21 protein-coding genes and 2 pseudogenes are annotated in these 20,624 nt (G+C 65.2%); 13 read left to right on the top strand and 10 right to left on the bottom strand.

The genetic code is table 11. The features are described from left to right. The first annotated feature begins 8 nt into the window (after positions 1 to 8). Positions 9 to 179 (top strand): toxin-antitoxin system HicB family antitoxin, encoded by a 171-nt coding sequence (locus tag ACFYOW_RS39725; protein ID WP_387295551.1) that lies wholly within the window; start codon positions 9 to 11, stop codon positions 177 to 179. A gap of 74 nt (positions 180 to 253) precedes the next feature. Here the strand turns inward: ACFYOW_RS39725 and ACFYOW_RS39720 are convergent, their stop codons facing one another. Then, positions 254 to 1,150: an SDR family NAD(P)-dependent oxidoreductase gene (locus ACFYOW_RS39720; protein ID WP_387295549.1), complete on the bottom strand. Its 897-nt coding sequence runs from the start codon at positions 1,148 to 1,150 to the stop codon at positions 254 to 256. Between the two features lie 43 nt (positions 1,151 to 1,193). Here ACFYOW_RS39720 and ACFYOW_RS39715 point away from each other — a divergent pair, with 43 nt between their 5' ends. Continuing rightward, positions 1,194 to 1,781 (top strand): TetR/AcrR family transcriptional regulator, encoded by a 588-nt coding sequence (locus tag ACFYOW_RS39715; protein WP_387295547.1) that lies wholly within the window; start codon positions 1,194 to 1,196, stop codon positions 1,779 to 1,781. A gap of 43 nt (positions 1,782 to 1,824) precedes the next feature. After that, on the top strand, positions 1,825 to 2,406 hold the full coding sequence (locus tag ACFYOW_RS39710) for a hypothetical protein (RefSeq protein WP_387295545.1): 582 nt from the start codon (positions 1,825 to 1,827) through the stop codon (positions 2,404 to 2,406). Positions 2,407 to 2,410: 4 nt separating this feature from the next. Here ACFYOW_RS39710 and ACFYOW_RS39705 read toward each other — a convergent pair whose 3' ends face one another. After that, complete coding sequence (locus ACFYOW_RS39705) at positions 2,411 to 3,265, bottom strand: class I SAM-dependent methyltransferase (RefSeq protein ID WP_387295543.1); 855 nt, start codon at positions 3,263 to 3,265, stop codon at positions 2,411 to 2,413. Between the two features lie 292 nt (positions 3,266 to 3,557). Here ACFYOW_RS39705 and rpsA point away from each other — a divergent pair, with 292 nt between their 5' ends. The 4 genes from rpsA (at position 3,558) to ACFYOW_RS39685 (ending at position 8,406) form a co-directional block, all read left to right on the top strand. Then, complete coding sequence (gene rpsA, locus ACFYOW_RS39700) at positions 3,558 to 5,027, top strand: 30S ribosomal protein S1 (protein WP_062987216.1); 1,470 nt, start codon at positions 3,558 to 3,560, stop codon at positions 5,025 to 5,027. 79 nt (positions 5,028 to 5,106) lie between these two features. Further along, positions 5,107 to 6,552: an SPFH domain-containing protein gene (locus ACFYOW_RS39695; RefSeq protein ID WP_387295540.1), complete on the top strand. Its 1,446-nt coding sequence runs from the start codon at positions 5,107 to 5,109 to the stop codon at positions 6,550 to 6,552. Between the two features lie 141 nt (positions 6,553 to 6,693). Continuing rightward, positions 6,694 to 8,238 (top strand): phospholipase C, encoded by a 1,545-nt coding sequence (locus ACFYOW_RS39690; protein WP_387295538.1) that lies wholly within the window; start codon positions 6,694 to 6,696, stop codon positions 8,236 to 8,238. A 30-nt stretch (positions 8,239 to 8,268) separates the two neighbouring features. Beyond that, positions 8,269 to 8,406 (top strand): hypothetical protein, encoded by a 138-nt coding sequence (locus ACFYOW_RS39685; protein WP_387295536.1) that lies wholly within the window; start codon positions 8,269 to 8,271, stop codon positions 8,404 to 8,406. Positions 8,407 to 8,442: 36 nt separating this feature from the next. Here ACFYOW_RS39685 and ACFYOW_RS39680 read toward each other — a convergent pair. Then, positions 8,443 to 8,523: pseudogene (locus tag ACFYOW_RS39680) on the bottom strand (hypothetical protein); the annotation flags it as partial. 30 nt (positions 8,524 to 8,553) lie between these two features. Between ACFYOW_RS39680 and ACFYOW_RS39675 the strand changes: the two are divergent. After that, entirely contained in the window at positions 8,554 to 8,775 is a 222-nt protein-coding gene (locus ACFYOW_RS39675; RefSeq protein ID WP_387295534.1) for a hypothetical protein, read from the top strand. 87 nt (positions 8,776 to 8,862) lie between these two features. On the opposite strand, the pseudogene ACFYOW_RS39670 reads toward ACFYOW_RS39675, so the two are convergent. From ACFYOW_RS39670 to ACFYOW_RS39660, 3 genes and pseudogenes are all read right to left on the bottom strand, one after another. After that, positions 8,863 to 9,051, bottom strand: a pseudogene (locus ACFYOW_RS39670) (MMPL family transporter); the annotation flags it as partial. Between the two features lie 98 nt (positions 9,052 to 9,149). Then, positions 9,150 to 9,512 (bottom strand): MMPL family transporter, encoded by a 363-nt coding sequence (locus tag ACFYOW_RS39665; RefSeq protein WP_387295532.1) that lies wholly within the window; start codon positions 9,510 to 9,512, stop codon positions 9,150 to 9,152. A gap of 183 nt (positions 9,513 to 9,695) precedes the next feature. Then, positions 9,696 to 9,908, bottom strand: coding sequence for a hypothetical protein (locus ACFYOW_RS39660; protein ID WP_040688985.1), 213 nt, complete (start codon positions 9,906 to 9,908; stop codon positions 9,696 to 9,698). Positions 9,909 to 10,203: 295 nt separating this feature from the next. On the opposite strand from ACFYOW_RS39660, the gene coaE reads away from it, so the two are divergent. Then, on the top strand, positions 10,204 to 11,415 hold the full coding sequence (coaE, locus tag ACFYOW_RS39655; protein WP_387295530.1) for a dephospho-CoA kinase: 1,212 nt from the start codon (positions 10,204 to 10,206) through the stop codon (positions 11,413 to 11,415). Positions 11,416 to 11,424: 9 nt separating this feature from the next. Here the strand turns inward: coaE and ACFYOW_RS39650 are convergent, their stop codons facing one another. Beyond that, positions 11,425 to 11,949 carry a DUF402 domain-containing protein gene (locus tag ACFYOW_RS39650; RefSeq protein ID WP_387295528.1) on the bottom strand — a complete coding sequence of 175 codons (525 nt, stop codon included), beginning with the start codon at positions 11,947 to 11,949 and terminating at the stop codon, positions 11,425 to 11,427. 75 nt (positions 11,950 to 12,024) lie between these two features. Continuing rightward, positions 12,025 to 12,666: a DUF402 domain-containing protein gene (locus tag ACFYOW_RS39645; RefSeq protein WP_387295526.1), complete on the bottom strand. Its 642-nt coding sequence runs from the start codon at positions 12,664 to 12,666 to the stop codon at positions 12,025 to 12,027. 273 nt (positions 12,667 to 12,939) lie between these two features. On the opposite strand from ACFYOW_RS39645, the gene uvrB reads away from it, so the two are divergent. After that, positions 12,940 to 15,123 carry an excinuclease ABC subunit UvrB gene (gene uvrB / locus ACFYOW_RS39640; RefSeq protein WP_387295524.1) on the top strand — a complete coding sequence of 728 codons (2,184 nt, stop codon included), beginning with the start codon at positions 12,940 to 12,942 and terminating at the stop codon, positions 15,121 to 15,123. A gap of 38 nt (positions 15,124 to 15,161) precedes the next feature. On the opposite strand, the gene ACFYOW_RS39635 is transcribed toward uvrB, so the two are convergent. Beyond that, positions 15,162 to 15,641 (bottom strand): VOC family protein, encoded by a 480-nt coding sequence (locus tag ACFYOW_RS39635; RefSeq protein WP_387295522.1) that lies wholly within the window; start codon positions 15,639 to 15,641, stop codon positions 15,162 to 15,164. Between the two features lie 131 nt (positions 15,642 to 15,772). Between ACFYOW_RS39635 and ACFYOW_RS39630 the strand changes: the two genes are divergently transcribed. The 3 genes from ACFYOW_RS39630 to ACFYOW_RS39620 all read left to right on the top strand — a co-directional run bounded on the left by ACFYOW_RS39630 (position 15,773) and on the right by ACFYOW_RS39620 (position 18,148). Next, the gene (locus ACFYOW_RS39630; RefSeq protein ID WP_387295520.1) at positions 15,773 to 16,654 is read left to right on the top strand and encodes a DUF6597 domain-containing transcriptional factor; all 882 of its coding nucleotides are present in this window, start codon (positions 15,773 to 15,775) and stop codon (positions 16,652 to 16,654) included. 78 nt (positions 16,655 to 16,732) lie between these two features. Further along, a complete protein-coding gene (locus tag ACFYOW_RS39625; RefSeq protein ID WP_387295518.1) occupies positions 16,733 to 17,149 on the top strand; it encodes a DoxX family protein in 417 nt (138 codons plus the stop codon). 546 nt (positions 17,150 to 17,695) lie between these two features. Then, positions 17,696 to 18,148 carry a universal stress protein gene (locus tag ACFYOW_RS39620; protein ID WP_387295516.1) on the top strand — a complete coding sequence of 151 codons (453 nt, stop codon included), beginning with the start codon at positions 17,696 to 17,698 and terminating at the stop codon, positions 18,146 to 18,148. Positions 18,149 to 18,202: 54 nt separating this feature from the next. Here the strand turns inward: ACFYOW_RS39620 and ACFYOW_RS39615 are convergent, their stop codons facing one another. Then, complete coding sequence (locus ACFYOW_RS39615; protein ID WP_387295514.1) at positions 18,203 to 20,548, bottom strand: HelD family protein; 2,346 nt, start codon at positions 20,546 to 20,548, stop codon at positions 18,203 to 18,205. Positions 20,549 to 20,624 lie beyond the last annotated feature (76 nt).

Raw genomic sequence — 20,624 nt, 5'->3', positions numbered from 1 at the left:
GTCGCCTCATGGCCGAGCGCAAGAAGATCCTGCTACGCCTGGACCCGGCGATACACGAGGCCATTGCCCAATGGGCCGCCGACGACCTGCGCAGTATCAATGCCCAGATCGAGTACGCACTGCGCCTCGCGTTGAAACAGGCGGGCCGAAGCCCGAAGGCGAAACCGGCCGAGGAGTAGCCGGAACAAGCTCTGCCGCAACGATGCCGAATGCCCACGGGTATTCGGCATCGTCGGTATTCGGTCCGACGATGTCAGCGCGCGAGTTCGCCGAGGAGTTCGAGGCTGTCGGCGTACAGCGCGTGTTGCGCGCCGCGGTCATAGGACGCCTTCGACGACGGTTTCGCGGTGCGGCCAACAAAATGCCGGCCGGACACCTCGTCGAGCGACGGATCCGTGACCAGCCACGCGAGATCCTCGCCCGATCGGCGCGGCGTATTCACACCGGGCAATAACACCAGACCTCGAGCGACCGTGCGCCACAACAGTTGTGCCGCCGCCCCGGCATCCCTGGCGAGTCCGGTGCCCGGCATCAGTCCAGGATCGAAGGCGTTCACCGTGATGCCGCGCGCCTCGAATTGTCGCGCCAATTCGTAGGTGGTCTGCAGGTTCGCCAACTTCGACGTGCTGTAGCGGCGACGACCGTCGCGCTGCGCGGATTCGGTCGACTCGGGTGGATAGGCGAGTTCGCGGACATTGGTATCCAGCGGATCGGGCATGCCGGTGAACTGATCCGGATTATGCGTGCCCGAGGTGACGAAGACGATGCGCGCGGGCGCGATCAGGTCGTCGAGCAGTGCTTGGACCAGCGCGACGTGTCCGAGATGGTTGACGCCGAAGGTGGCCTCGATGCCGTCCTCGGTGTAGCTGCGGCGGGTGAATTGCAGTCCGGCATTGCAGACCAGCGCGTGCAACGGAGGCAGTCCGCTCCTGCGGAATTCCTCGGCGAAATAGGCGACGGAGGCCAGTGCGCCGAGGTCGAGTGTTGCCGCTCGCGCGCCTATGGCGGCGGCCTCCGTCTGGGCCCGCTCGGCGTCGCGCCCGGTCACGACGACCGTCCATCGTGGATCGGCGGCGAGCGCCCTCGCGCATTCACGGCCGAGTCCGCTGGTGCCGCCGGTGATCACAACAGTTCTGTCACTTGTTGTCATATGGCAGAGTCTGCCATATGGCGCGCTGTGCGACAATATTCCGATGTCGTTGCGGGATCGGAAGAAGGAGCGGACCAGGCGAGCGATCGCCGATGCCGCGCTGCGATTGTTCGTCGAGCGCGGGTACGACGCCGTGACCGTCGCGGATATCGCCGCCGAGGCCGAAGTCGGGACACGCACCCTGCATCGCTACTACGCGAGCAAGGACGAATTGCTGTTCGCCGAGGACGACGAGCATCGCGCGGAGCTGGCTCGGCTATTGGCCGACCGTCCGGCCGACGAATCCCCGGAGGAAACCATGGCAGCGGTGATCGCCCCGTTGGTCGAGCGTTTCGCCGATCGCATCGCCGACGCCCGCGCCCGCAATGCGCTGATCGCGGACAATCCGGCCCTGCAGGCCCGCGAGCTGGCCAAGCGAAATGCGGTGGAATCCCTTGTCGCCGAACACCTTGCGCGCCGATTGGGCGTAGCGGCGGGCACCGATGTGCGGCCGCTGCTGTGGGCCAAGGTCGGTATGGCATGCTTCTTCGCGGGCTACGAGATCTGGCTGCACACCGGCGGCGACCTCGGTTCGCACATCGGCGATGCGCGAACCGCACTGCTCGATGAATTTCGTTCGGCCGGTATCTGACCCGGCACTTCAGGCGATGCCGAGTCCGCAGTAGCGTGATCGGGTGCCAATTTCGTTCGACACCAGTGGATTACAGCAGCTCGACAGCAACGTGTGGCGGGACCCCGCCACGGGCGACATTGTCCAGTTGAGTTACTTCGATCTGGTACCAGATCTGCCCGCGCCACTGACGGAGTTGGCTACGCTGCGCCGCGGGCTCGCCGAGATCCATGCCGAAAGCGGTTGTCTCATCGAGGCTTTCGTCGTCGGTATCGATTCGCAACCCGCGCTGCTGCGGCTGCAGAAGATGCGACTGCCGGATCAGCCGACAGGCCTGGTCTTCGCCGCCTCGCTCACCGTGCCGAAAGCGAATTGCAGCGCGGTGCTACAGATCCTCTGCCCGGAGACCGGCACCACCGGAATCCGTGAGGCGGTACTCGCACTGGAGATCGGCTTCGACAATATGTACCCGCCCCATCCGTACGCACCCGGTCTGCAGGGCGCGCTGCCCTACAACATGGCCGATGACCTGCGCTGGGACGAGCGCTTCCCCGATCATCCGCTCTCGCGTGCCCGCCGCTGGGCGGCATATACCTGCCCTGCCGCCCGTCTCGATCCGAACTTCGCGGCCCTCCCGGCGTTCTGAGAAATCAGGCGTCGGCCGGTTTGTGGGTGACGAAGATGGCGGTGCCGGGGAACAACTCACCCCGCAGCGGACTCCACTGTCCCCACTCCCGCTCGAGCCATTCCGGCCAGTCCGGTTCGACGATGTCATCGAGCACCAGCCCCGCGGCGACGATCTCGCGCACCCGATCCCCGATGGTGCGGTGGTGTTCGACGTAGGTCGGCGCGCCCTCGCTGTCGACCTCTACATACGGCGTGCGGTCGAAATAGGGGATCGAGGCGGTCAGGCCGGCGGGTCCGGGGTCGTCCGGAAATATCCAGCGCATCGGATGGTTCACCGAGAACACCCAGCGACCGCCCGGCCGCAACACCCGCGCAACCTCGCGCATCACCAGTTCGGAGTCCGCGACGAACGGGATCGCGCCGAAGGACGAACACGCCAGATCGAAGGATTCATCGGCGAACGGCAATGCCTCGGCCCCCGCCTGCACCAATGGCACCCGCGGTCCGCCCCGCGTCATCGCGGCGAGTCCGCGCGCGAGCATCCCCATGGACAGGTCGAGCCCGACCGGCTGCGCTCCCTGCCCGGCCAACCAGCGTGAACACGGTGCGGATCCGCATCCGATCTCCAGGATCCGCTTACCGGCGACCTCGCCGAGGAAATGCATATCGCCCTCGTGCAAGCCCTCCGGGCACCAGATGAATTCGCCCTCAGGGGAGTCGACGCCGAGAAAGTCGGCGTGGGTTTCGTGATACTGGTCGGCATCGGCGTCCCACCAGCGCCGACTGGCCTGCTGACTGGCGGCCGAACCGATTCTGGTCCGCGCGGTCGCGGTGGTCCCTAGCAGTGCATTTGCCTGCGCATGGCGATCTTCCGACACGCCGTCAGACTATCCCGGCGTGGCGTCGGGACCGGTTTGCCCGGCTGGACCAAGGTCGCGTACGCTGAACGCGCGAGTGTCTTGGGTACTGCCCGTACCGGTGTCATTGCAGTAACAATCTGCGGGGGCAACTGTACAGAAAGTAACGCCAACACCCGTGCTGAGTTTCACAAGCGTTTGCGTGCGGTACGTTCATTATGTCCGTCACGTCGCGTCATCGCGGTGAGATCGCAGCGTACCGAAAGTTCCAATGTCCGCAACCGACCACAATCCGTCCGGAGCAAACCGACACATGCCCACCACCGTCACCTCGCCGCAGGTAGCCGTCAACGACATCGGCTCCGCCGAGGACTTCCTCGCCGCCATCGACGCCACGATCAAGTACTTCAACGACGGCGACATCGTCGAAGGAACCATCGTCAAGGTCGATCGCGACGAGGTCCTGCTCGACATCGGTTACAAGACCGAAGGCGTCATCCCCTCTCGCGAACTCTCCATCAAGCACGATGTCGACCCCAACGAGGTCGTTTCCGTGGGCGATGAGGTCGAGGCTCTTGTTCTCACCAAGGAGGACAAAGAAGGCCGCCTGATCCTGTCGAAGAAGCGGGCGCAGTACGAGCGGGCGTGGGGCACCATCGAGGAGCTCAAGGAGAAGGACGAGGCCGTCAAGGGCACCGTCATCGAGGTCGTCAAGGGCGGTCTGATCCTGGACATCGGCCTGCGCGGCTTCCTCCCGGCCTCCCTGGTCGAGATGCGCCGGGTCCGCGACCTCCAGCCGTACGTCGGCAAGGAGATCGAGGCCAAGATCATCGAGCTGGACAAGAACCGCAACAATGTGGTCCTGTCCCGCCGCGCCTGGCTCGAGCAGACCCAGTCCGAGGTCCGCAGCGAGTTCCTGCACCAGCTGCAGAAGGGCCAGGTCCGCAAGGGTGTGGTCTCCTCGATCGTCAACTTCGGCGCGTTCGTCGATCTCGGCGGCGTCGACGGTCTGGTGCACGTCTCCGAGCTGTCCTGGAAGCACATCGACCACCCGTCCGAGGTTGTCGAGGTCGGCAACGAGGTCACCGTCGAGGTCCTCGACGTCGACCTGGACCGCGAGCGGGTTTCGCTGTCGCTCAAGGCGACCCAGGAAGACCCGTGGCGTCAGTTCGCCCGCACCCACGCGATCGGCCAGATCGTGCCGGGCAAGGTCACCAAGCTGGTTCCGTTCGGTGCGTTCGTGCGCGTCGAAGAGGGCATCGAGGGCCTGGTGCACATCTCCGAGCTGGCCGAGCGCCACGTGGAGGTCCCGGATCAGGTTGTCGCGGTCGGCGACGACGCGATGGTCAAGGTCATCGACATCGACCTGGAGCGTCGCCGGATCTCGCTGTCGCTGAAGCAGGCGAACGAGGACTACCACGCCGAGTTCGACCCGTCGAAGTACGGCATGGCCGACAGCTACGACGACCAGGGCAACTACATCTTCCCCGAGGGCTTCGACCCCGACACCAACGAGTGGCTCGAGGGCTTCGACAAGCAGCGCGAAGAGTGGGAAGGCCGCTACGCCGAGGCGGAGCGTCGCCACAAGATGCACACCGCGCAGATGGAGAAGATGGCGGCCGACGCCGCGGCCGAGGCCGCGAACGGCGGCGGCGCGTCGGGCAACTACTCCTCCGAGAGTGGTGCGCAGGCGTCCTCCGGCCAGGCCGAGCCCGCCGGCGGTTCGCTCGCCAGCGACGCCCAGCTCGCGGCCCTGCGTGAGAAGCTCTCCGGCAACGCCTGATTCGTAGAGCAGTAGCCAAAGGCCCCGGTCCGATCGGACCGGGGCCTTTGTGTTGCGGCAACCGGTAGTGTGCCCGGACATGGGGAGCAATCCGGGCAAGAACGATTATCTCGACCACGTGGTAGCGCAGCAGGCGGCGCTCGAGGGGGACCTGCGCAGTCGCAAACCCGTCGCCCTGGCGCCGATGGCGGCGGCCGCAGCGCCTGCGGCACCGGGCGGTCCGGAACGGCGCGGTGCGATCGCCAAGCGGGCCGAATGGGTCGGGCCCACCCCACAGGGCAGTGGTCCGGGGCCGGTGGAGGTCCGGGTTACCGGATTCTGGCGCTGGCAAACGGTTTTGGTGCCGCCCAATGCCTTCGTCGTGCACACCCGGCGCGGTCGCGGGGAACCGCTGCACATCGGCCTCGGGGTGTCGTTCCGGTTCAACCCTGCGACGGATTCGTATCTCGTTGTGCCGGGCGCGATGCAGACGATTCTCATCAACGCCTACTGCATCTGCAGTGAACTGCAGGGCGTGCTGGTGCAGGGCTATGTGCAGTGGATCATCGAGGATTTCGCCACCGCGTACCGCAAGCTGGACTTCTCCGATGCCGAAGATCCCATGCGGCTGGTCAACATTCAGCTGCGCGAGCAGGCCGAGGCGGCCATCAAGGACAAGGTCTCCACGATGGGTGTGCGCGATGTGCTCAGCGATAAGCAGCCGATCATCGAAGAGTTGACCGCGCGGCTACGGGCGGTCGCCGAGGGCAGCGCCGATCGAAATGCCGAGGCGGACAGCGATCGTGGGCTCGGCCTGCGCATTGTCACGGTGCAGATCAAGGAGGCGGTGGTCAGCTCCTCGACGCTGTGGGAGAACCTGCAGAAGCCCTACCGTAGCGAACAGAACCAGATCGCCCGCCTCGCGGAACTCGCCGCGCAGGAAGTGCTTTCGGCCCGCGAGACGGACGCGAATCGGGTCGCCGAGGAACGCAGGATCGAGAACGAGCGGGAATTGGCCGAACTGCGGGCGCGCAACGAGGCCGCGCGGTTCGACCGGGAGACCGCGGAACGGTTGCGGCGCACCACCCGTGAGCACGACGATCAGCGCGCGGTCGCCGATCTGGCCAAGGAGACCGCACTGCACGCGCTGCGATTGGAGCGCGAGCAACATGGCGAACAGGCCGAAAACCTGCGCAGGAAGCTGGAATTGCGTGAGCTGGAACTCGACGGTGAGATCGCCGTCGCGGCCCGGCGCTCGCGTGCGGCGCATGATGATGCTCTGCTCGATCTGGAGCGGGATCGGATTCGCATCGACAATACGAATCACCGTTCGGCGGCCGCTACGCAGGCGCAGCTGGTCGATTCGCTCCCGCAGATCGTCGCGCAGTTGCCGACGCCTGGTGAGTTGACGACGTATCAGCTCGGCGGGGATCTGTCCGGGCTGTCCGCGCTCATCGGGCAGCTGACGCGGGTGCTCGAAACATGGTCGGCGGCAAGGCAGGTGAGCGAGAGCAGGGCAGGCATCGACGAGTCGGGGATCAGGTGAACCGCCGATAGCGACAAGTCGGACAATCGACCAACTTTGCCGGAATGTGTGCCCGACTCAGCGATAGGGTGCAGGCGAGTCGGTAGCCCGCTGGCAAGATCAACCCCGACAAATCAGTCCGGATGAGAAAGAACACCACGCATGTGCGCAGCGAGTCCGTTCAGCGGTCTCAACCGTAGGCAGTTCCTGGCGAAGGCCGCCGCGGCGGGAGCGGTGGGCGCATTGGCGTCCTGGGCCAACCCGATCATCGAACGCGCCTATGCCGCCGATCCAGTCGGCACCGGTGGTCTCGGTGATATCGAGCATTTCGTGCTGCTCATGCAGGAAAACCGTTCCTTCGACCACTATTTCGGCACCATGTCCGGTGTGCGCGGCTTCGGCGAGGCGTCAAAGGCGTGGCAGCAGTACGGATGGACGCCCGGTGTCGGTCCGACCCCGGACGGCTTCGTGAATCCGTTCCGCCTCGATACCACGCGCGGCGCGACCCTCGACGGTGAATGCATCAACGATCCGGACCATAGCTGGGGCGGTATGCACCGGGCCTGGAACGGCGGCGCCAACGATCAGTGGATGCCGATGTCCATTGCCGGCGTCGGCCCGGCCAACGCACCCGCGGCCATGGGCTACTACCTGCGTGAGGACATTCCGATCCACCACGAACTCGCGGATGCGTTCACCATCTGCGACAACTACCACTGCTCGGTCCTGGGCCCGACGGACCCGAACCGGCTGTACTGGATCAGCGCGACCATCGACCCGGACGGCGTGGCCGGTGGGCCGCTGTTGGAGACGCCCACGCTGATTCCGCAGCACGTCTACAGTTGGCGGACCTTCCCGGAGAACCTCTCCGAGGCGGGCGTCAGCTGGAAGGTCTACAACAATCGCGATGTCGGCCCGCTGTCCTCGGTAATTCTGGACGGCATGCTCGGCTGTTTCACCCAATCCTCGGATCCGAATTCCGAATTGGCTCGGCGCGGTCTTGCGCCGGTGTATCCCAACGACTTTCAGGCCGATGTCGCCAATGACACGCTGCCCGCTGTGTCCTGGGTGATTCCGTCGTTGATCAACTGCGAACATCCCGCGTTGCCCGCCGCGTTCGGCGCATACGGCATCGTGCAATTGCTCGATATCCTCACCTCCAATCCGAAGGTGTGGGAGAAGACCGCGCTGATCATCAGCTACGACGAGAACGGCGGCTTCTTCGACCACGTCACCCCGCCGACCGCGCCCGCGGGCACACCGGGCGAATTCGTCACCGTGCCGCTGGATCGGGTGAAGGCGTCGAACGGTGTCGCGGGTCCGATCGGTTTGGGGTATCGCGTTCCCGGCCTGGTGATTTCGCCGTACAGCCGCGGCGGGCTGGTCGCCTCGGAGACTTTCGATCACACGTCCCAGCTGCGGCTGGTGGAAACCCGCTTCGGCGTCGAGGTGCCGAACCTGACGCGGTGGCGGCGCAGTGTCACCGGCGATATGACCTCGGCCTTCGATTTCGGCTCGACCCCGGATGCGGCGAAGCCGGTGCTGAGTGATCCGAAGCCGAAGATGGATGCCGCGATCGCCCAGTGCGGCCCGAATATCGCACTGGGCACCGAAACCTCGGGTGTTCCGTATCCGGTGCCGCCCAACCAGATGCCGACCCAGCAGCGCGGCTCGCGACGCCGTCCGAGTGGCATCGTGCGGGGCTAGCTCGCGAGTATTTTCGCCGTCGCCGAACGGATGGGCCGCAAGGCCGACGACCTGACGATCGGGATCGCCGCGGCCTTCGGTGTGTGGGGATGTGTTGCGGTCCTGGATCATTGGGCGGCCGGGGATTTCACCGAACCGCTGAAGGATCGGCCGGGCGGTGCGTTGTAGCCCATCCGCGACCCCGGCGGTATTGTCGCCGGTTTGGTTGCGATGTTCCTTCGTCCGCCGGATCAGGAATACCTCGTAATCCATGGATAGGCCGAACAATACGGCGAATACCAGCATCGGTAGATACACCTGCAGGAGTCCGGTGCTGTGGAAGCCGAGTGCGAATTCGCCGACGCCGTGCTGGAATACCGCGACGGTCAGTGCGAGCGCGCTGCCGGTGGCGACCACCTCGATCGGCGCGAGCAGCCCGGGACCGAAGTTGTTCCTGACGAGTTCGGTCGCCTGCCCGGTCGGTCGATCCGAGAGCGAGGTGAGGCCCATATCGACGTCGTAGCGGATGCCGGTGATCGGTGCCGCCGCGGCCAGTAGCAGACCGCCCCCGATCGTGTCGAAGAGCACAGGTCGTCCCATGACGGTATGCGCCCACCGCGCCCACGCACTCGAGGCCGCTACGGACCGCACCTCGGCGGGCCGCAGCCGGATCGGCAGCGCACCGCGATTCACCGCCGGGCCCAGCGTCGCCAGCAGTGCGGGCAACAGGGTGAAGGCCGCGATCAGCGTGGCGATGACGGTCACCACCACACCGATCGCGACACCGTTCAGCATCGGCAGCCCGACCACCGACAGTGTGCTCAGCGAGATCATCTCGATGAATCCCGAGGCCAGAATGGTGCGGCCGGTCGTATCGATCGCGGTGCCGGTGGCGATCATCGTGGCCACCGAGAGCGCCGGCGAATCGAAGGTCAGAAAGGGCGGTCAGGCCGAATAGCGCGCCCACGGCCACGGCGATGCCCGCCGCCGTAACCGTAAATGGGCAGGGTGGCCGCGACCACCGCACCGAGGGCTAGCACCGGCACCGCGGTCGCCACGGGCAAGCCGATGGCCTCGGCGCGTTGCATATCGGTGGTCTCGACGTCGATGAGATCGGCCTGTGCGGGCGCGAACCCGGTGATCATGACCTCGACGCCCGAATCCGAAGCGGCAGCCAATTCGGACTTCAGCTGTCGGGCGATCGCGACGCGCTCCGGTGTTTCGCCATCGACGCCGACAATGTCGAAGGCGGTGTGCCGGTCGGCCGAGATCTGGGCCGTGGCGTTGCCTTCCAACGGGCCGATCGCACCTGCCACACCAGCGGCGGCACGGGTAGTGACCCAGCGCCCGATCGATCACCGTGCGGAACTCCGGTATGTCGACGGTGCGCTGCGCGGAATGCTGACGGCAGCACGAAGTGACCCAACCCCTGATGGGGCTGGGTCACCGGAAGTTTGTGGCCGGATAGGCGGCTGAAATCAGCTGGCGGTCGCAGGCGCCCAGTACGCGGTCGCGGCAGCGGAGCGTTTTCGCATGGCCGCGAAGCTGTGCCGGGCGGGGCTGATCAAAGCGGTGAACCACGAGCGGCGGTGCTCGGCGAGCGCGGCCGCGACGGCAGGGTGCTTGATGCAGTGCATGCCCCCCGCCTTACCCAAGCGGTGGCGACCCGCCTGGTTGATTTTGGTGCCCAATGATGTTCCTTTGCTTGCTGGTGCTGGCCTGGATCGCCACGGCGAAGATTAGTCGAACGAAAGTGTTCGGCACAGTATTTTGCACGAGTAATTGCCTCGGCGTGTCGGAAAGTTGTGGTCCGGGGGCGGGAATCGACCGGAAATGTTGCGAGATGGTCTCGGCCTAGTCACGGATCGGGCAAATGGCGTTTCAGACGGTGGAATGTGCGGCGCGAGTGGGTATTCCGGCCCATTGGGTGGAATGTGCGCACAGGGGGTCGGTTCGGCGCGACATCGCGGATGCGAGACTGGTCGAATGTTGCGGATCGGCCTCACCGGAGGCATGGGAGCGGGCAAGTCGACGGTGGCGCGGATTCTCGCCGAGCTCGGCGCGGTGATCATCGATTCCGATGTGATCGCCAGGGAGGTCGTCGAGCCGGGTACCGAGGGCCTCACGGCGTTGGCGGCGGCGTTCGGCCCCGACATCCTCGCCGCCGACGGCAGCCTGGACCGGCCGGCGCTGGCGGCCAAGGCATTCGGAAACGACGACGCCCGCGCGACGTTGAATTCCATTGTCCATCCATTGGTCGGTAAACGAACCACGGAATTGATTTCCGCCGCGCCGTCGGATGCGATTCTCGTTCAAGATATTCCACTTCTGGTGGAAAACGGTCTCGCACCGCTGATGAATCTCGTATTGATCGTCGACGTGCCCGCGGAAACTCGGATACGGCGATTGGTGGAATTCCGTGACGTTTCCGAAACGGATGCGCGGGCGCGTATTTCGGCGCAGGCCACCGATGAACAGCGCCACGCCGTCGCGGATGTGCTGTTGGACAATAGCGGTGAACCGGGGGCCATCGATCCGGTTGTCCGGCAATTGTGGACGCAACGGTTGGTGCCGTTCGAGGAGAACCTGCGCACCGCGACACCGGCGCGGCGCAAGGAGCTGCGCGTCGTGCCCGCGAATCCGGAGTGGGCGGCGCAGGCGCAGCGGCTCATCGCCCGGCTATGGGTGGCGTGTGGTCCGGCGGCATCGCGAATCGACCACATCGGCTCGACCGCGGTGCCGGGATTGCCCGCCAAGGATGTGATCGATGTGCAGATCACCGTCGCGGATCTGGCAGCCGCCGACGGGCTGCGAGACGCGTTGGGGGCGGCCGGTTTTCCGGTTCGGCCCGATGTCACCCGCGACAACCCGAAGCCGACCGCGGCGGATCCGGCGGGCAGCGATACGGCGTTGTGGGCCAAGCGTTTTCACCAGAGTGCCGATCCGGGGCGGTTGGCGAATGTACATATCCGGGTGGCGGGCTCGCCGGGGCAGGAGTTCGCGCTGCTGTTCCGGGACTGGCTGATCGCCGATGCGGCGGTGCGCGAGGAGTATCTGGAGGTCAAGCGCGAGGGTGCGGACAAGGCGGCCGGGCTGACCGGTGAGGCGGCGACCTTGGCGTATCTGGATGTGAAGGAACCATGGTTCGATGCTGCCTACCCGCGAGCCGCGGCCTGGCGCGACAGCGTCGAACGCTGAGCGGCGGTACTACAGCCAGGTCAGGGTGATGTCCAGGGTGGCGAGCCAGCTGTCGAGCGAGTAGCCGTTGGCGGCGATGCCATCGATCGCGATGGACGCGTGTTCGATGGCGGCCTGGGCTTCGCGGAGGGTGATGAATCCCGCGGTGTGCGCGGCGAGTAACTCGTCCACGTCGAGCAGCTCGATCTCACGTCCCGAGCGCACCACGATATCGAGGTAGTGGTCCACCGACTTCCACTTCTTCGGACCGACCTGGGCGAATTGGCCGAGGTCGACATAGTAGTCCTGATCGCGCTGATGCGCCGGGTGATAGTGGAAGATTGTCACCCGAATGGAAAGCCCGGGCAGCAGCCACGATTCGATGTAGTGGAACTGCGGATGATCCGAGGTGCGCGCCATGTACAGGCCCCACGGCTCGGTCCAATAGCGCTCGACCGGCCGGACGAAGCCCTTCGGGTCCGTGTTGGTCAGGTCCGCGAGATTGAAGTACTCGACCTTGGGCCTGTGCACGTCCACTGATGGTGCCTGTGTCATGCAAATAGAATCTACCGCCGCTGCCGCGCCGTCGAGTGGTACGGCAGCGGTTGGGCACATCGTCCGGCGGATCGGCTACATCCAGGTCAGTGTGATCTCCTTGGTGGCAAGCCAGGGCTCGACCTCGTGTCCGTGCGCGGCCAGGCCCTCCATCGCCTTGGTCGCCCGGTCCAGCGCGTGATGCGCATGCGTCGTGTCGATCAGACCCGCCGAATGGGCGGCCAGCAGATCGTCCACTCCGCGCAATTCGGCCGCGCGGGAGTGGCGCACCGCGATCTCGAGGTACTGGTCCATCGACTTCCAGCGCTTGGGCTCGATCCGGGTGTACTCGCCGATATGCAGGCAATAGTCCAGGTCGCGGTGATGTCCTGGCTGGTAGTGCACGATAGTCACGCGCAACCAGAGTTCGGGCAGCAGCCAGGTCTCCATGTATTGGATCCGTGGACCGCCGACGGTGCGTGCCACATACAGTCCCCACGGCTCGACGTGCACGCGGTCGATCTGGCGCACGAAACCCTTGGGATCGGTCATGGTCAGCTCGGCGATATTGAAATGTTCGATCTTCGGTCTTAGCTGCGTGGTAGTCATCGGCGATCCCGGTGCGGCGGTGGTGGTTGGCTGGATCAGGGGCGCGACCCCCCGAAAGTCACGCGCAACGTAACCGGCGATACCGGTCACAGCGGGCGCGGCGGCAAGCAATGGAATCAGAGCGCTCATTGGCCTCATCCTCATGTCCGACAACCAAATCAGGCTACACCTGCCGCGGCCGGCTCGCCGATGCCGAGAAAATGCCGAATCTCGTTGCGGCAACGGACATTAATGTCCGTTTACCTGTCCTATAGGACAGGTAACGGATTGCGCATCAGCCCTGGGCGCGATGATGCTTCAGATCGCGAAAGAATACGCCGATCGTGATCCGGTGACGAGCCCTACGCCGGCGGATCCGCCGGGCCGCAGAATCTGTCGGTGCCTGCGCCTAGGCTGGTGACCATGGCATTCGCAACCGAAATCCCGGCGGAAGGCTACGAGGACCGGGGCACCCCGCTGGCGCATTCGGAGTTCCGGCCGGTCGGGGAGATCGAGCGGGCCGATGGGCAGTTCCAGGTCGTCAGTGAACACCAGCCGGCCGGTGATCAGCCCGCGGCCATCGCCGAACTCGAGCGTCGCATCAATGCGGGCGAGCGTGACGTGGTACTGCTCGGCGCGACCGGCACCGGTAAATCGGCCACCACCGCGTGGCTGATCGAGCGGCTGCAGCGGCCGACGCTGGTGATGGCGCCGAATAAGACCCTCGCCGCGCAGCTGGCCAATGAGCTGCGAGAGATGTTGCCCAACAACGCCGTCGAGTACTTCGTCTCGTACTACGACTACTACCAGCCCGAGGCCTATATCGCGCAGACCGATACCTATATCGAGAAGGACAGCTCGATCAACGACGATGTCGAGCGGCTGCGGCATTCGGCCACCTCGAGTCTGCTCTCGCGTCGCGATGTCGTGGTGGTCGCGTCGGTGTCGTGCATCTACGGCCTCGGTACCCCGCAGTCGTATCTGGATCGGTCGGTGCAGCTGGATGTCGGCACCGAAATCGATCGCGACGCATTCCTGCGGCTGCTGGTCGACGTGCAATACACGCGCAACGACATGTCCTTCACCCGCGGTTCGTTCCGGGTGCGCGGTGACACCGTCGAGATCATCCCGTCCTACGAGGAACTCGCGGTCCGCATCGAATTCTTCGGCGACGAGATCGAGGCGCTCTACTACCTGCATCCGCTCACCGGCGATGTGGTGCGGCAGGTCGATACCGTCCGGATCTTCCCGGCCACACACTACGTCGCGGGTCCGGACCGGATGGAGCGTGCTGTTCGCGATATCGAAGCCGAACTCGAACAGCGGCTGGCCGAGCTCGACCGCCAGGGCAAACTGCTGGAGGCGCAGCGGCTGCGTATGCGCACCCAGTACGACCTGGAGATGATCCGACAGGTCGGATTCTGTTCGGGCATCGAGAACTACTCGCGCCATATCGACGGGCGTCCGGCGGGGTCCGCACCTGCCACGCTGCTGGATTACTTCCCGGAGGATTTCCTGCTCGTCATCGACGAGTCGCATGTCACCGTTCCGCAGATCGGCGGCATGTACGAGGGCGATATGTCACGCAAGCGCAATCTGGTCGAGTACGGGTTCAGGCTGCCGTCGGCGATCGACAACCGACCGCTCACCTGGGAGGAGTTCGCCGAGCGGATCGGGCAGGCGGTCTATCTGTCGGCAACGCCGGGGCCGTACGAACTCGGTCAGGCAGGCGGCGAGGTGGTCGAGCAGGTGATCCGGCCGACGGGTCTGGTCGATCCGCAGGTCGTCGTCAAGCCGACCAAGGGCCAGATCGATGATCTGGTGCACGAGATCCGGCTGCGGACCGAGCGTGACGAACGGGTGCTCGTCACCACGCTGACCAAGAAGATGGCCGAAGACCTCACCGACTATCTGCTCGGGCTCGGTGTCCGGGTGCGGTATCTGCATTCGGAGATCGATACGTTGCGCCGGGTCGAGCTGCTGCGACAGCTGCGACTGGGCGAGTACGACGTGCTGGTCGGCATCAACCTGCTCCGCGAAGGTCTCGACCTGCCCGAGGTGTCGTTGGTCGCGATCCTGGACGCGGATAAGGAGGGCTTCCTGCGCAGCAGCACCAGCCTCATCCAGACCATCGGACGTGCGGCGCGCAATGTCTCCGGTGAAGTGCACATGTATGCGGACAAGATCACCGACTCGATGCAGCACGCGATCGAGGAGACCGAACGCCGCCGGGCCAAGCAGGTCGCCTACAACGAATCGATGGGCCTCGACCCGCAGCCGCTGCGCAAGAAGATCGCCGACATCCTGGATCAGGTGTATCAGGAGGCCGACGACAGCGAGGTGGCCGTCGGTGGCTCCGGCCGCAATGTCAGCCGCGGCCGTCGCGCCCAGGGCGAGCCGGGGCGGGCGGTCAGCGCGGGGGTGTACGAGGGCCGCGACGTCAAGTCGATGCCGCGGGCCGAATTGGCCGATCTGGTCAAGGAACTCACCGCGCAGATGATGAATGCGGCCCGCGAGCTGCAGTTCGAATTGGCCGGTCGGTTGCGGGACGAAATCGCGGATCTGAAGAAGGAACTGCGCGGGATGGATGCCGCGGGGTTGAGTTGAGCGGCGGCGTCTTTCGCCGCCGCCGGACTCGGCATGGCTCAGCTCTGGGTGGCCATCCATTCGTTCACGCGGCGCTCGGCCTCTTCGCGCGAGACATTCTCTACCTTGGTCATCACCGCCCAGCGGTGGCCGAAGGGGTCCAGGACCACGCCGAAGCGGTCGCCGGTGACGAATGTCTGCGGCTCTTCCGCACTGCGGGCGCCGTTTTCGATGGCCCGCTTGACGACCGCGTCGACATCGGGGCAGTAGTGCACGATCGAGGTGTGCACCCATTCGCCGTTGGGAGCCAGGACATTGTTGTCCGGAATGGGCATGCCCAGTTGCAGGGTCGAGTCGCCGATCTTCAGTTCGGCGTGTGCGGGCTGGCCGTCGGGGAGATCGTTGCGGCTGATCACCTCGGCCTCGAAGACGTTGGTATAGAACTCGATTGCCTTATTCCCGTCCGGGACGGCCAGGAAGCAGGTGATGGAGTGGTAGCCGTCGGCGATGGGGTTCACGGTGTTCGCTGTTTCGCTCATGGCTGCGCCTCGCTGGCGCTCGGCTCCGCCATGCGCGACGCGCGCTGTGTCGATGATTCGCTCACTTCGTTCGCTCATGCCGATAAGCCTCGTCGAGCGCGGCGAAGTGGTCTTGTAAGAAAGCGACAACCGTGACCGGCGCAGCCGACGGGCCGGTTCCGGTGCCCGCGCTCGACAATGTGAAGGGCATTCTGCATCCCGATGAGCAGGCCAGACATCGCTCGTTGGCGCGGTTGTCGGCCGGGCCTGAGGTCGGGCGGTTCGTCGAGTGGTATTGGTCGGTGCGCTGGGATCTGACCGGTCGGCCGCCGTACTACGCCGAGGTGCTGCCGTTCCCATGCGTGAACGTCACCTTCGAACGCACCGAAACCCGCACCGGCGGATTTGTCAACGGCGTCTGCACCACAAAGTTCGTCCGGGAACTCAGCGGCGCGGGGGAGACGTTCGGCGCACGTTTTCGCGCCGGTGGATTCGGTGCGTTCACCGGATTGGATGTCGGTGCGTTCCGGGACACCGCCGTGCCGCTCACGGACGTGCTGCCCGAGGCCGCCGGGCTGGCCGAGCGCGTATCGGCCGAATCCTCGGATATCAAGCGCCGCAGCATAATCGAGGATTTCCTGATCGGCCGAATGGCCGCGACGGATCCCAACTACCGACTGGTGCTACGCATCGTCGACGCCATGGAACAGGACCAAGAACTGACCAGGGTCGATCAGGTCACCGATCGGTTCGATATCCCGATCCGCACATTACAGCGGATGTTCCGGCGCTATGTCGGCGCCGGACCGAAATGGGTGCTGCGCCGATACCGGCTCCAGGACGGTGCGGATCTACTCGCACGCGGGCGCATCGAAGATCTGGCCGCACTGGCCACGGAGTTGGGTTATTTCGATCAAGCGCATTTCTCGCGTGAGTTCACCGCGGAAGTCGGAATGGCTCCACTGGAATACGCCAAGAATTCGCTACGCTCCCGTAACGAGGTGACTTCGAAGGTCGTCCCGACCAGAATATAGTTTGCAGGATCGCTCGCGTTCGACCATTCGAGCACGAATCGGAATCGGCCCTCCACATCAGTGAATGAGGAGTTCGTGATGGATGTCTTGGTCTTGATAGGGCGAGTACTTTTCGTGGTGTTGTTCTTCAGTTCCGCGTTCGGGCATTTCACGCAGACCGATGCGATGACCGATTATGCGCGGAGTCGCGGGCTGCCGCAGCCGCGGGTCGCGGTGCTGGCGGGTGGCGTCGTTCTCGCGGTGGGCGGCCTCAGCGTGCTGCTCGGCGTATGGGCCGACCTCGGGGCGCTGCTGCTGGTGATCATGCTGGTGCCGACGGCATTCCTGATGCACCAGTTCTGGAAGGAGACCGATCCGCAGGCCCAGCAGGGCGAGATGATCCATTTCAACAAGGATCTCGCGCTCGCCGGCGCCTCGCTGATGTTGTTCGCCTTCTTCGCACATGTCGACGAACTCGGATTGACCATCACCGGACCGCTTTTCACCGGTCTATAGATACGACCGGATTGCGCCGATCGCGCCGATATTGTGAGCCGTAAAGACGCCGTCGGCATTTTCGGGTCGACGGAGCTCCATCGCGGTAACTGCGGAACCGGGTGGATGGCGTCGGCCCGGTCGAGTACGTTCTTACTGGTCCCGGTCGGGTCGACATTGCCGTCGTATAGCGGCTGCGGTCGGGTATATGTGATGAATATCCCAGGGGGGCAAGAGCGTTCGCGCCGGTTGTGATGGATCACAAGTCGCGGACCCCGAAATTAGATCCGCCCAGGTCGCAAAGGTCCTGCGGCATTCGCCGGATGAACCTGTGTCGGTAAACCCAGAACACCCGAAGTGTGATGTGTTGCGATTTCTGCTATTTCCGGCCGATTTGCCGCTATGGTCGACCCCAGTCGCCGCGCCGGTGCCACGACTCCACGTGGCACCGGCGCAGGCACCCGACACCACATAGTTGGAGGAGAAAGCCGTGAGGGAGCGAAGCGAGCGAATGGGCGCAGCGCCACAGGCGGTCATGCCGGAGCCGAGCGCTAGCGAGGTGGAGGCATGACCGCCTACCGGACCATTGTCGTCGGTACCGATGGCTCGGACTCGTCGTACGTCGCCGTCGACAAGGCCGCTTCGCTGGCCGCGGCCGCGGGTGCGACCCTGGTCGTGGCCTGCGCGTACTACCCGACCGACGATCGCGATGTGGCCGCCGCCGCCGATGTGCTCAAGGACGAGGCCTACCAGGTGCGCGGCTCCGCGCCCACCAACGAGATCCTGCGCACCGCCCGCGACCGCGCGACCGCCGCGGGCGCCGAGCAGATCGTCGAGCGTGCGATCGTGGGTGAGCCCGTCGAATCCCTGCTCGCGCTCATCAAGGAGGTCGAGGGCGATCTGTTGGTCGTCGGTAACCGCGGCCTGAACACCCTGGCCGGCCGATTGTTGGGTTCGGTGCCTTCGGATGTGGCGCGCAAGTCCCGCTCCGATGTGCTGATCGTGCACACCGTCAGGTAAGCAGTAAAGCCGAAGCGACAGCCGCACATTCCCCGGAGTGTGCGGCTGTCGTCGTCAATCCAGTGCGCTGAGCACCGGTGGCAGGTTGCCGGTGTGCACCACGCCGAGTCGCTGGGTCGCCCGGGTCAGCGCCACGTACAGGTCGTTCATCCCACGCGGCGATTCGTCGAGGATCCCCTGGGGTTCCACCAGATAGACCGCGTCGAATTCCAGGCCCTTGACTTCATGCACCGTGAGCACACGGACGGATTCGCCCGCCAACTCGGCAAAGTCCGCGACCATCTCGTGCGGTGTGATGACGGCCGTGGTACCAGGGCCGGTCTCCGCTGCTACCAATTGCGCTACCGCACTGCGCAATTCGCTCGCATCGACGGCATGGGCGCGGGGCCGCACCTCCGTCTCCCGAACCGACCGCGGCACCGACGCGGCCGGATCGATCTCGGCGAGCACATCCGCCGCGACCGCCATGATCTCCGCCGGGGTCCGGTAGTTCACGGTCAACTCGGTGAGCTTCCATCGTTGTGCCACATAGGGTTCCAGCATCCGCTGCCAGGACGAGGCGCCCGCCGGATCGCCGGTTTGCGCCACATCGCCGACCACAGTGACCCACCGATTAGGTATGCGGCGCATCACCATCCGCCAGGCCATCTCCGAAAGTTCCTGTGCCTCATCGACGATCACATGGCCGTAGGTCCAATTGCGGTCACCCGCCGCGCGTTCCGCGGTGGTCTGCCGATTGCGTACATCCTGACGTTCGGCCAGCTGGCTGGCGTCGATCAGGTCGTAGGCCATCAGGATCTCCGGATCGAGGTCGTCCTCGAGATCCTGTGGCGCGGAACCGGTCAGGATGTCGAGCGCGTCCTGCGCCTCGGCCAATTGGGCCCGCCAGCGACGGCGGGCGCGTTCGCGTTCCTCGGTGTCGTCGATGCCGAGTAGTTCGGCCAGTTCGTCGAGCAGCGGTGCGTCCGGCGCGCTGAATTCGCCGTTGTCCGAGCGCGCGAGTTCGGCTCGGTCGGCCGGATCCAGACTGCTCGCGGCCCGGTCGAGTCGTTTGGGATCGGCCAGCAGATCCGCGAGCACCTCCTGCGGCGACAGGATCGGCCAGAGCTTGCCGATGGCCGCCTGGATCTCCGGATCGGCGCGCATTTCGTCCCGGATCTCGGCGAGATCGGTTCGGCTGAGCAGACTTTCCTTACCCGCCCCGTCGGCTGCGCCTCCTGCCATCCCCCGGGGGCCGCCGGACAGATCCGCGCCCATGGTCTGGGCCAGTTGTTCGGTGAGTGCGTCGATGACCGAGGAGGCAAAGATCGGCCGGGCCAAATTGTGCGGACGCCGCGAGGAGCGGGCGCGACCGCGCGCCTTGGTTGCGATCTTGCGATCGAGTGTGACCGGGTAGCCGTCGAAGGCGAGGCGGACCGGCTCGGCGGGCACCTCTTGACGGTCGCGCACCGCCTGCTTGAGCACCTCCAGCATGGCCAGCGAGCCTTTGACCTCTCCGGCGCGCAGCGAATCCTCGCGGGTGGCCTTCACTCCCGGATACAGATCGCCGATGGTGGACAGCAGCACGCCGGTCTCACCGAGCGATGGCAGCACCTGACCGATGTAGTCGAGGAAGGTGGCGTTCGGACCGATGATCAGCACACCGCTCTTGGCCAATTGCTGACGGTAGGTGTAGAGCAGGTATGCCGCGCGGTGCAGTGCGACGGCGGTCTTGCCGGTGCCCGGACCGCCTTGGACCACCAGCACGCTCTTGTGCTCGGAGCGAATGATCGCGTCCTGCTCGCTCTGGATGGTCTCGACGATGTCGTTCATATGGCCGGTGCGCGCGGCGTTGAGCGCCGAGAGCAATGCGCTCTCGCTGCCGACCCCGCCCTCACCATCGGTCACACCCGCGGTCCGAGCGGCGTCGAGGTCCAGGTATTCGTCATTGATGGCCGTGACCCGCCGATTGCGGGACCGGATATGTCGTCGCCGGATCACCCCGTCCGGGGCGGCGGTCGTCGCTAGATAGAACGGGCGGGCCAGGGGCGCGCGCCAATCCAGCAGCAGCGTCTCGTAATCGTCCTTCTCGTCGAGGATGCCGAGCCTGCCGATGTAGCGGTATTCGCCTTCTAGCTCACCGTCGAGGTCGATTCGGCCGAAACACAGGCCGTGTTCGGCGGCGTCGTATTTGGCCAGATCCTCGGAATAGAGCTGGCTGAAGGATTCGCGTTCGGTACGGGCCTGCGGGGTTCCGCCGGTTTCCAGCAGCACGGTGCGCAGCCGTTTCGTGGCGTATTCGCGCATATCGTCGAGTCGTTCATAGAGCACGGACAGGTAGGCCTGCTCCAGGTCGATCTCGCGGTTCCGCTCGGGTGTGCCGTCGTGCGCGGCACGATCCTGAGTGAGGCGGTCGGGCAAACTGAACTCCTTGTCACCGCGATGAGCCGGTGCACACGCAGGTCACGGTGCACGCGAACGCCATTGAAAACAGAGT

Origin of the sequence: Nocardia sp. NPDC006982 (assembly GCF_042869435.1) — a bacterium.
Lineage (GTDB): Bacteria > Actinomycetota > Actinomycetes > Mycobacteriales > Mycobacteriaceae > Nocardia.
This window is presented reverse-complemented; position numbering and strand designations above follow the sequence as displayed.

Coding starts and splice junctions, on each gene's coding strand:
- coaE (WP_387295530.1), top strand. CDS start 10,204: ATGTTGCGGATCGGCCTCACCGGAGGCATGGGAGCGGGCAAGTCGACG.
- uvrB (WP_387295524.1), top strand. CDS start 12,940: ATGGCATTCGCAACCGAAATCCCGGCGGAAGGCTACGAGGACCGGGGC.
- ACFYOW_RS39650 (WP_387295528.1), bottom strand. CDS start 11,949: ATGACACAGGCACCATCAGTGGACGTGCACAGGCCCAAGGTCGAGTAC.
- ACFYOW_RS39690 (WP_387295538.1), top strand. CDS start 6,694: ATGTGCGCAGCGAGTCCGTTCAGCGGTCTCAACCGTAGGCAGTTCCTG.
- ACFYOW_RS39725 (WP_387295551.1), top strand. CDS start 9: ATGGCCGAGCGCAAGAAGATCCTGCTACGCCTGGACCCGGCGATACAC.
- ACFYOW_RS39620 (WP_387295516.1), top strand. CDS start 17,696: ATGACCGCCTACCGGACCATTGTCGTCGGTACCGATGGCTCGGACTCG.
- ACFYOW_RS39625 (WP_387295518.1), top strand. CDS start 16,733: ATGGATGTCTTGGTCTTGATAGGGCGAGTACTTTTCGTGGTGTTGTTC.
- ACFYOW_RS39635 (WP_387295522.1), bottom strand. CDS start 15,641: ATGAGCGAAACAGCGAACACCGTGAACCCCATCGCCGACGGCTACCAC.
- ACFYOW_RS39715 (WP_387295547.1), top strand. CDS start 1,194: ATGTCGTTGCGGGATCGGAAGAAGGAGCGGACCAGGCGAGCGATCGCC.
- ACFYOW_RS39720 (WP_387295549.1), bottom strand. CDS start 1,150: ATGACAACAAGTGACAGAACTGTTGTGATCACCGGCGGCACCAGCGGA.
- rpsA (WP_062987216.1), top strand. CDS start 3,558: ATGCCCACCACCGTCACCTCGCCGCAGGTAGCCGTCAACGACATCGGC.
- ACFYOW_RS39645 (WP_387295526.1), bottom strand. CDS start 12,666: ATGAGCGCTCTGATTCCATTGCTTGCCGCCGCGCCCGCTGTGACCGGT.
- ACFYOW_RS39695 (WP_387295540.1), top strand. CDS start 5,107: ATGGGGAGCAATCCGGGCAAGAACGATTATCTCGACCACGTGGTAGCG.
- ACFYOW_RS39685 (WP_387295536.1), top strand. CDS start 8,269: ATGGGCCGCAAGGCCGACGACCTGACGATCGGGATCGCCGCGGCCTTC.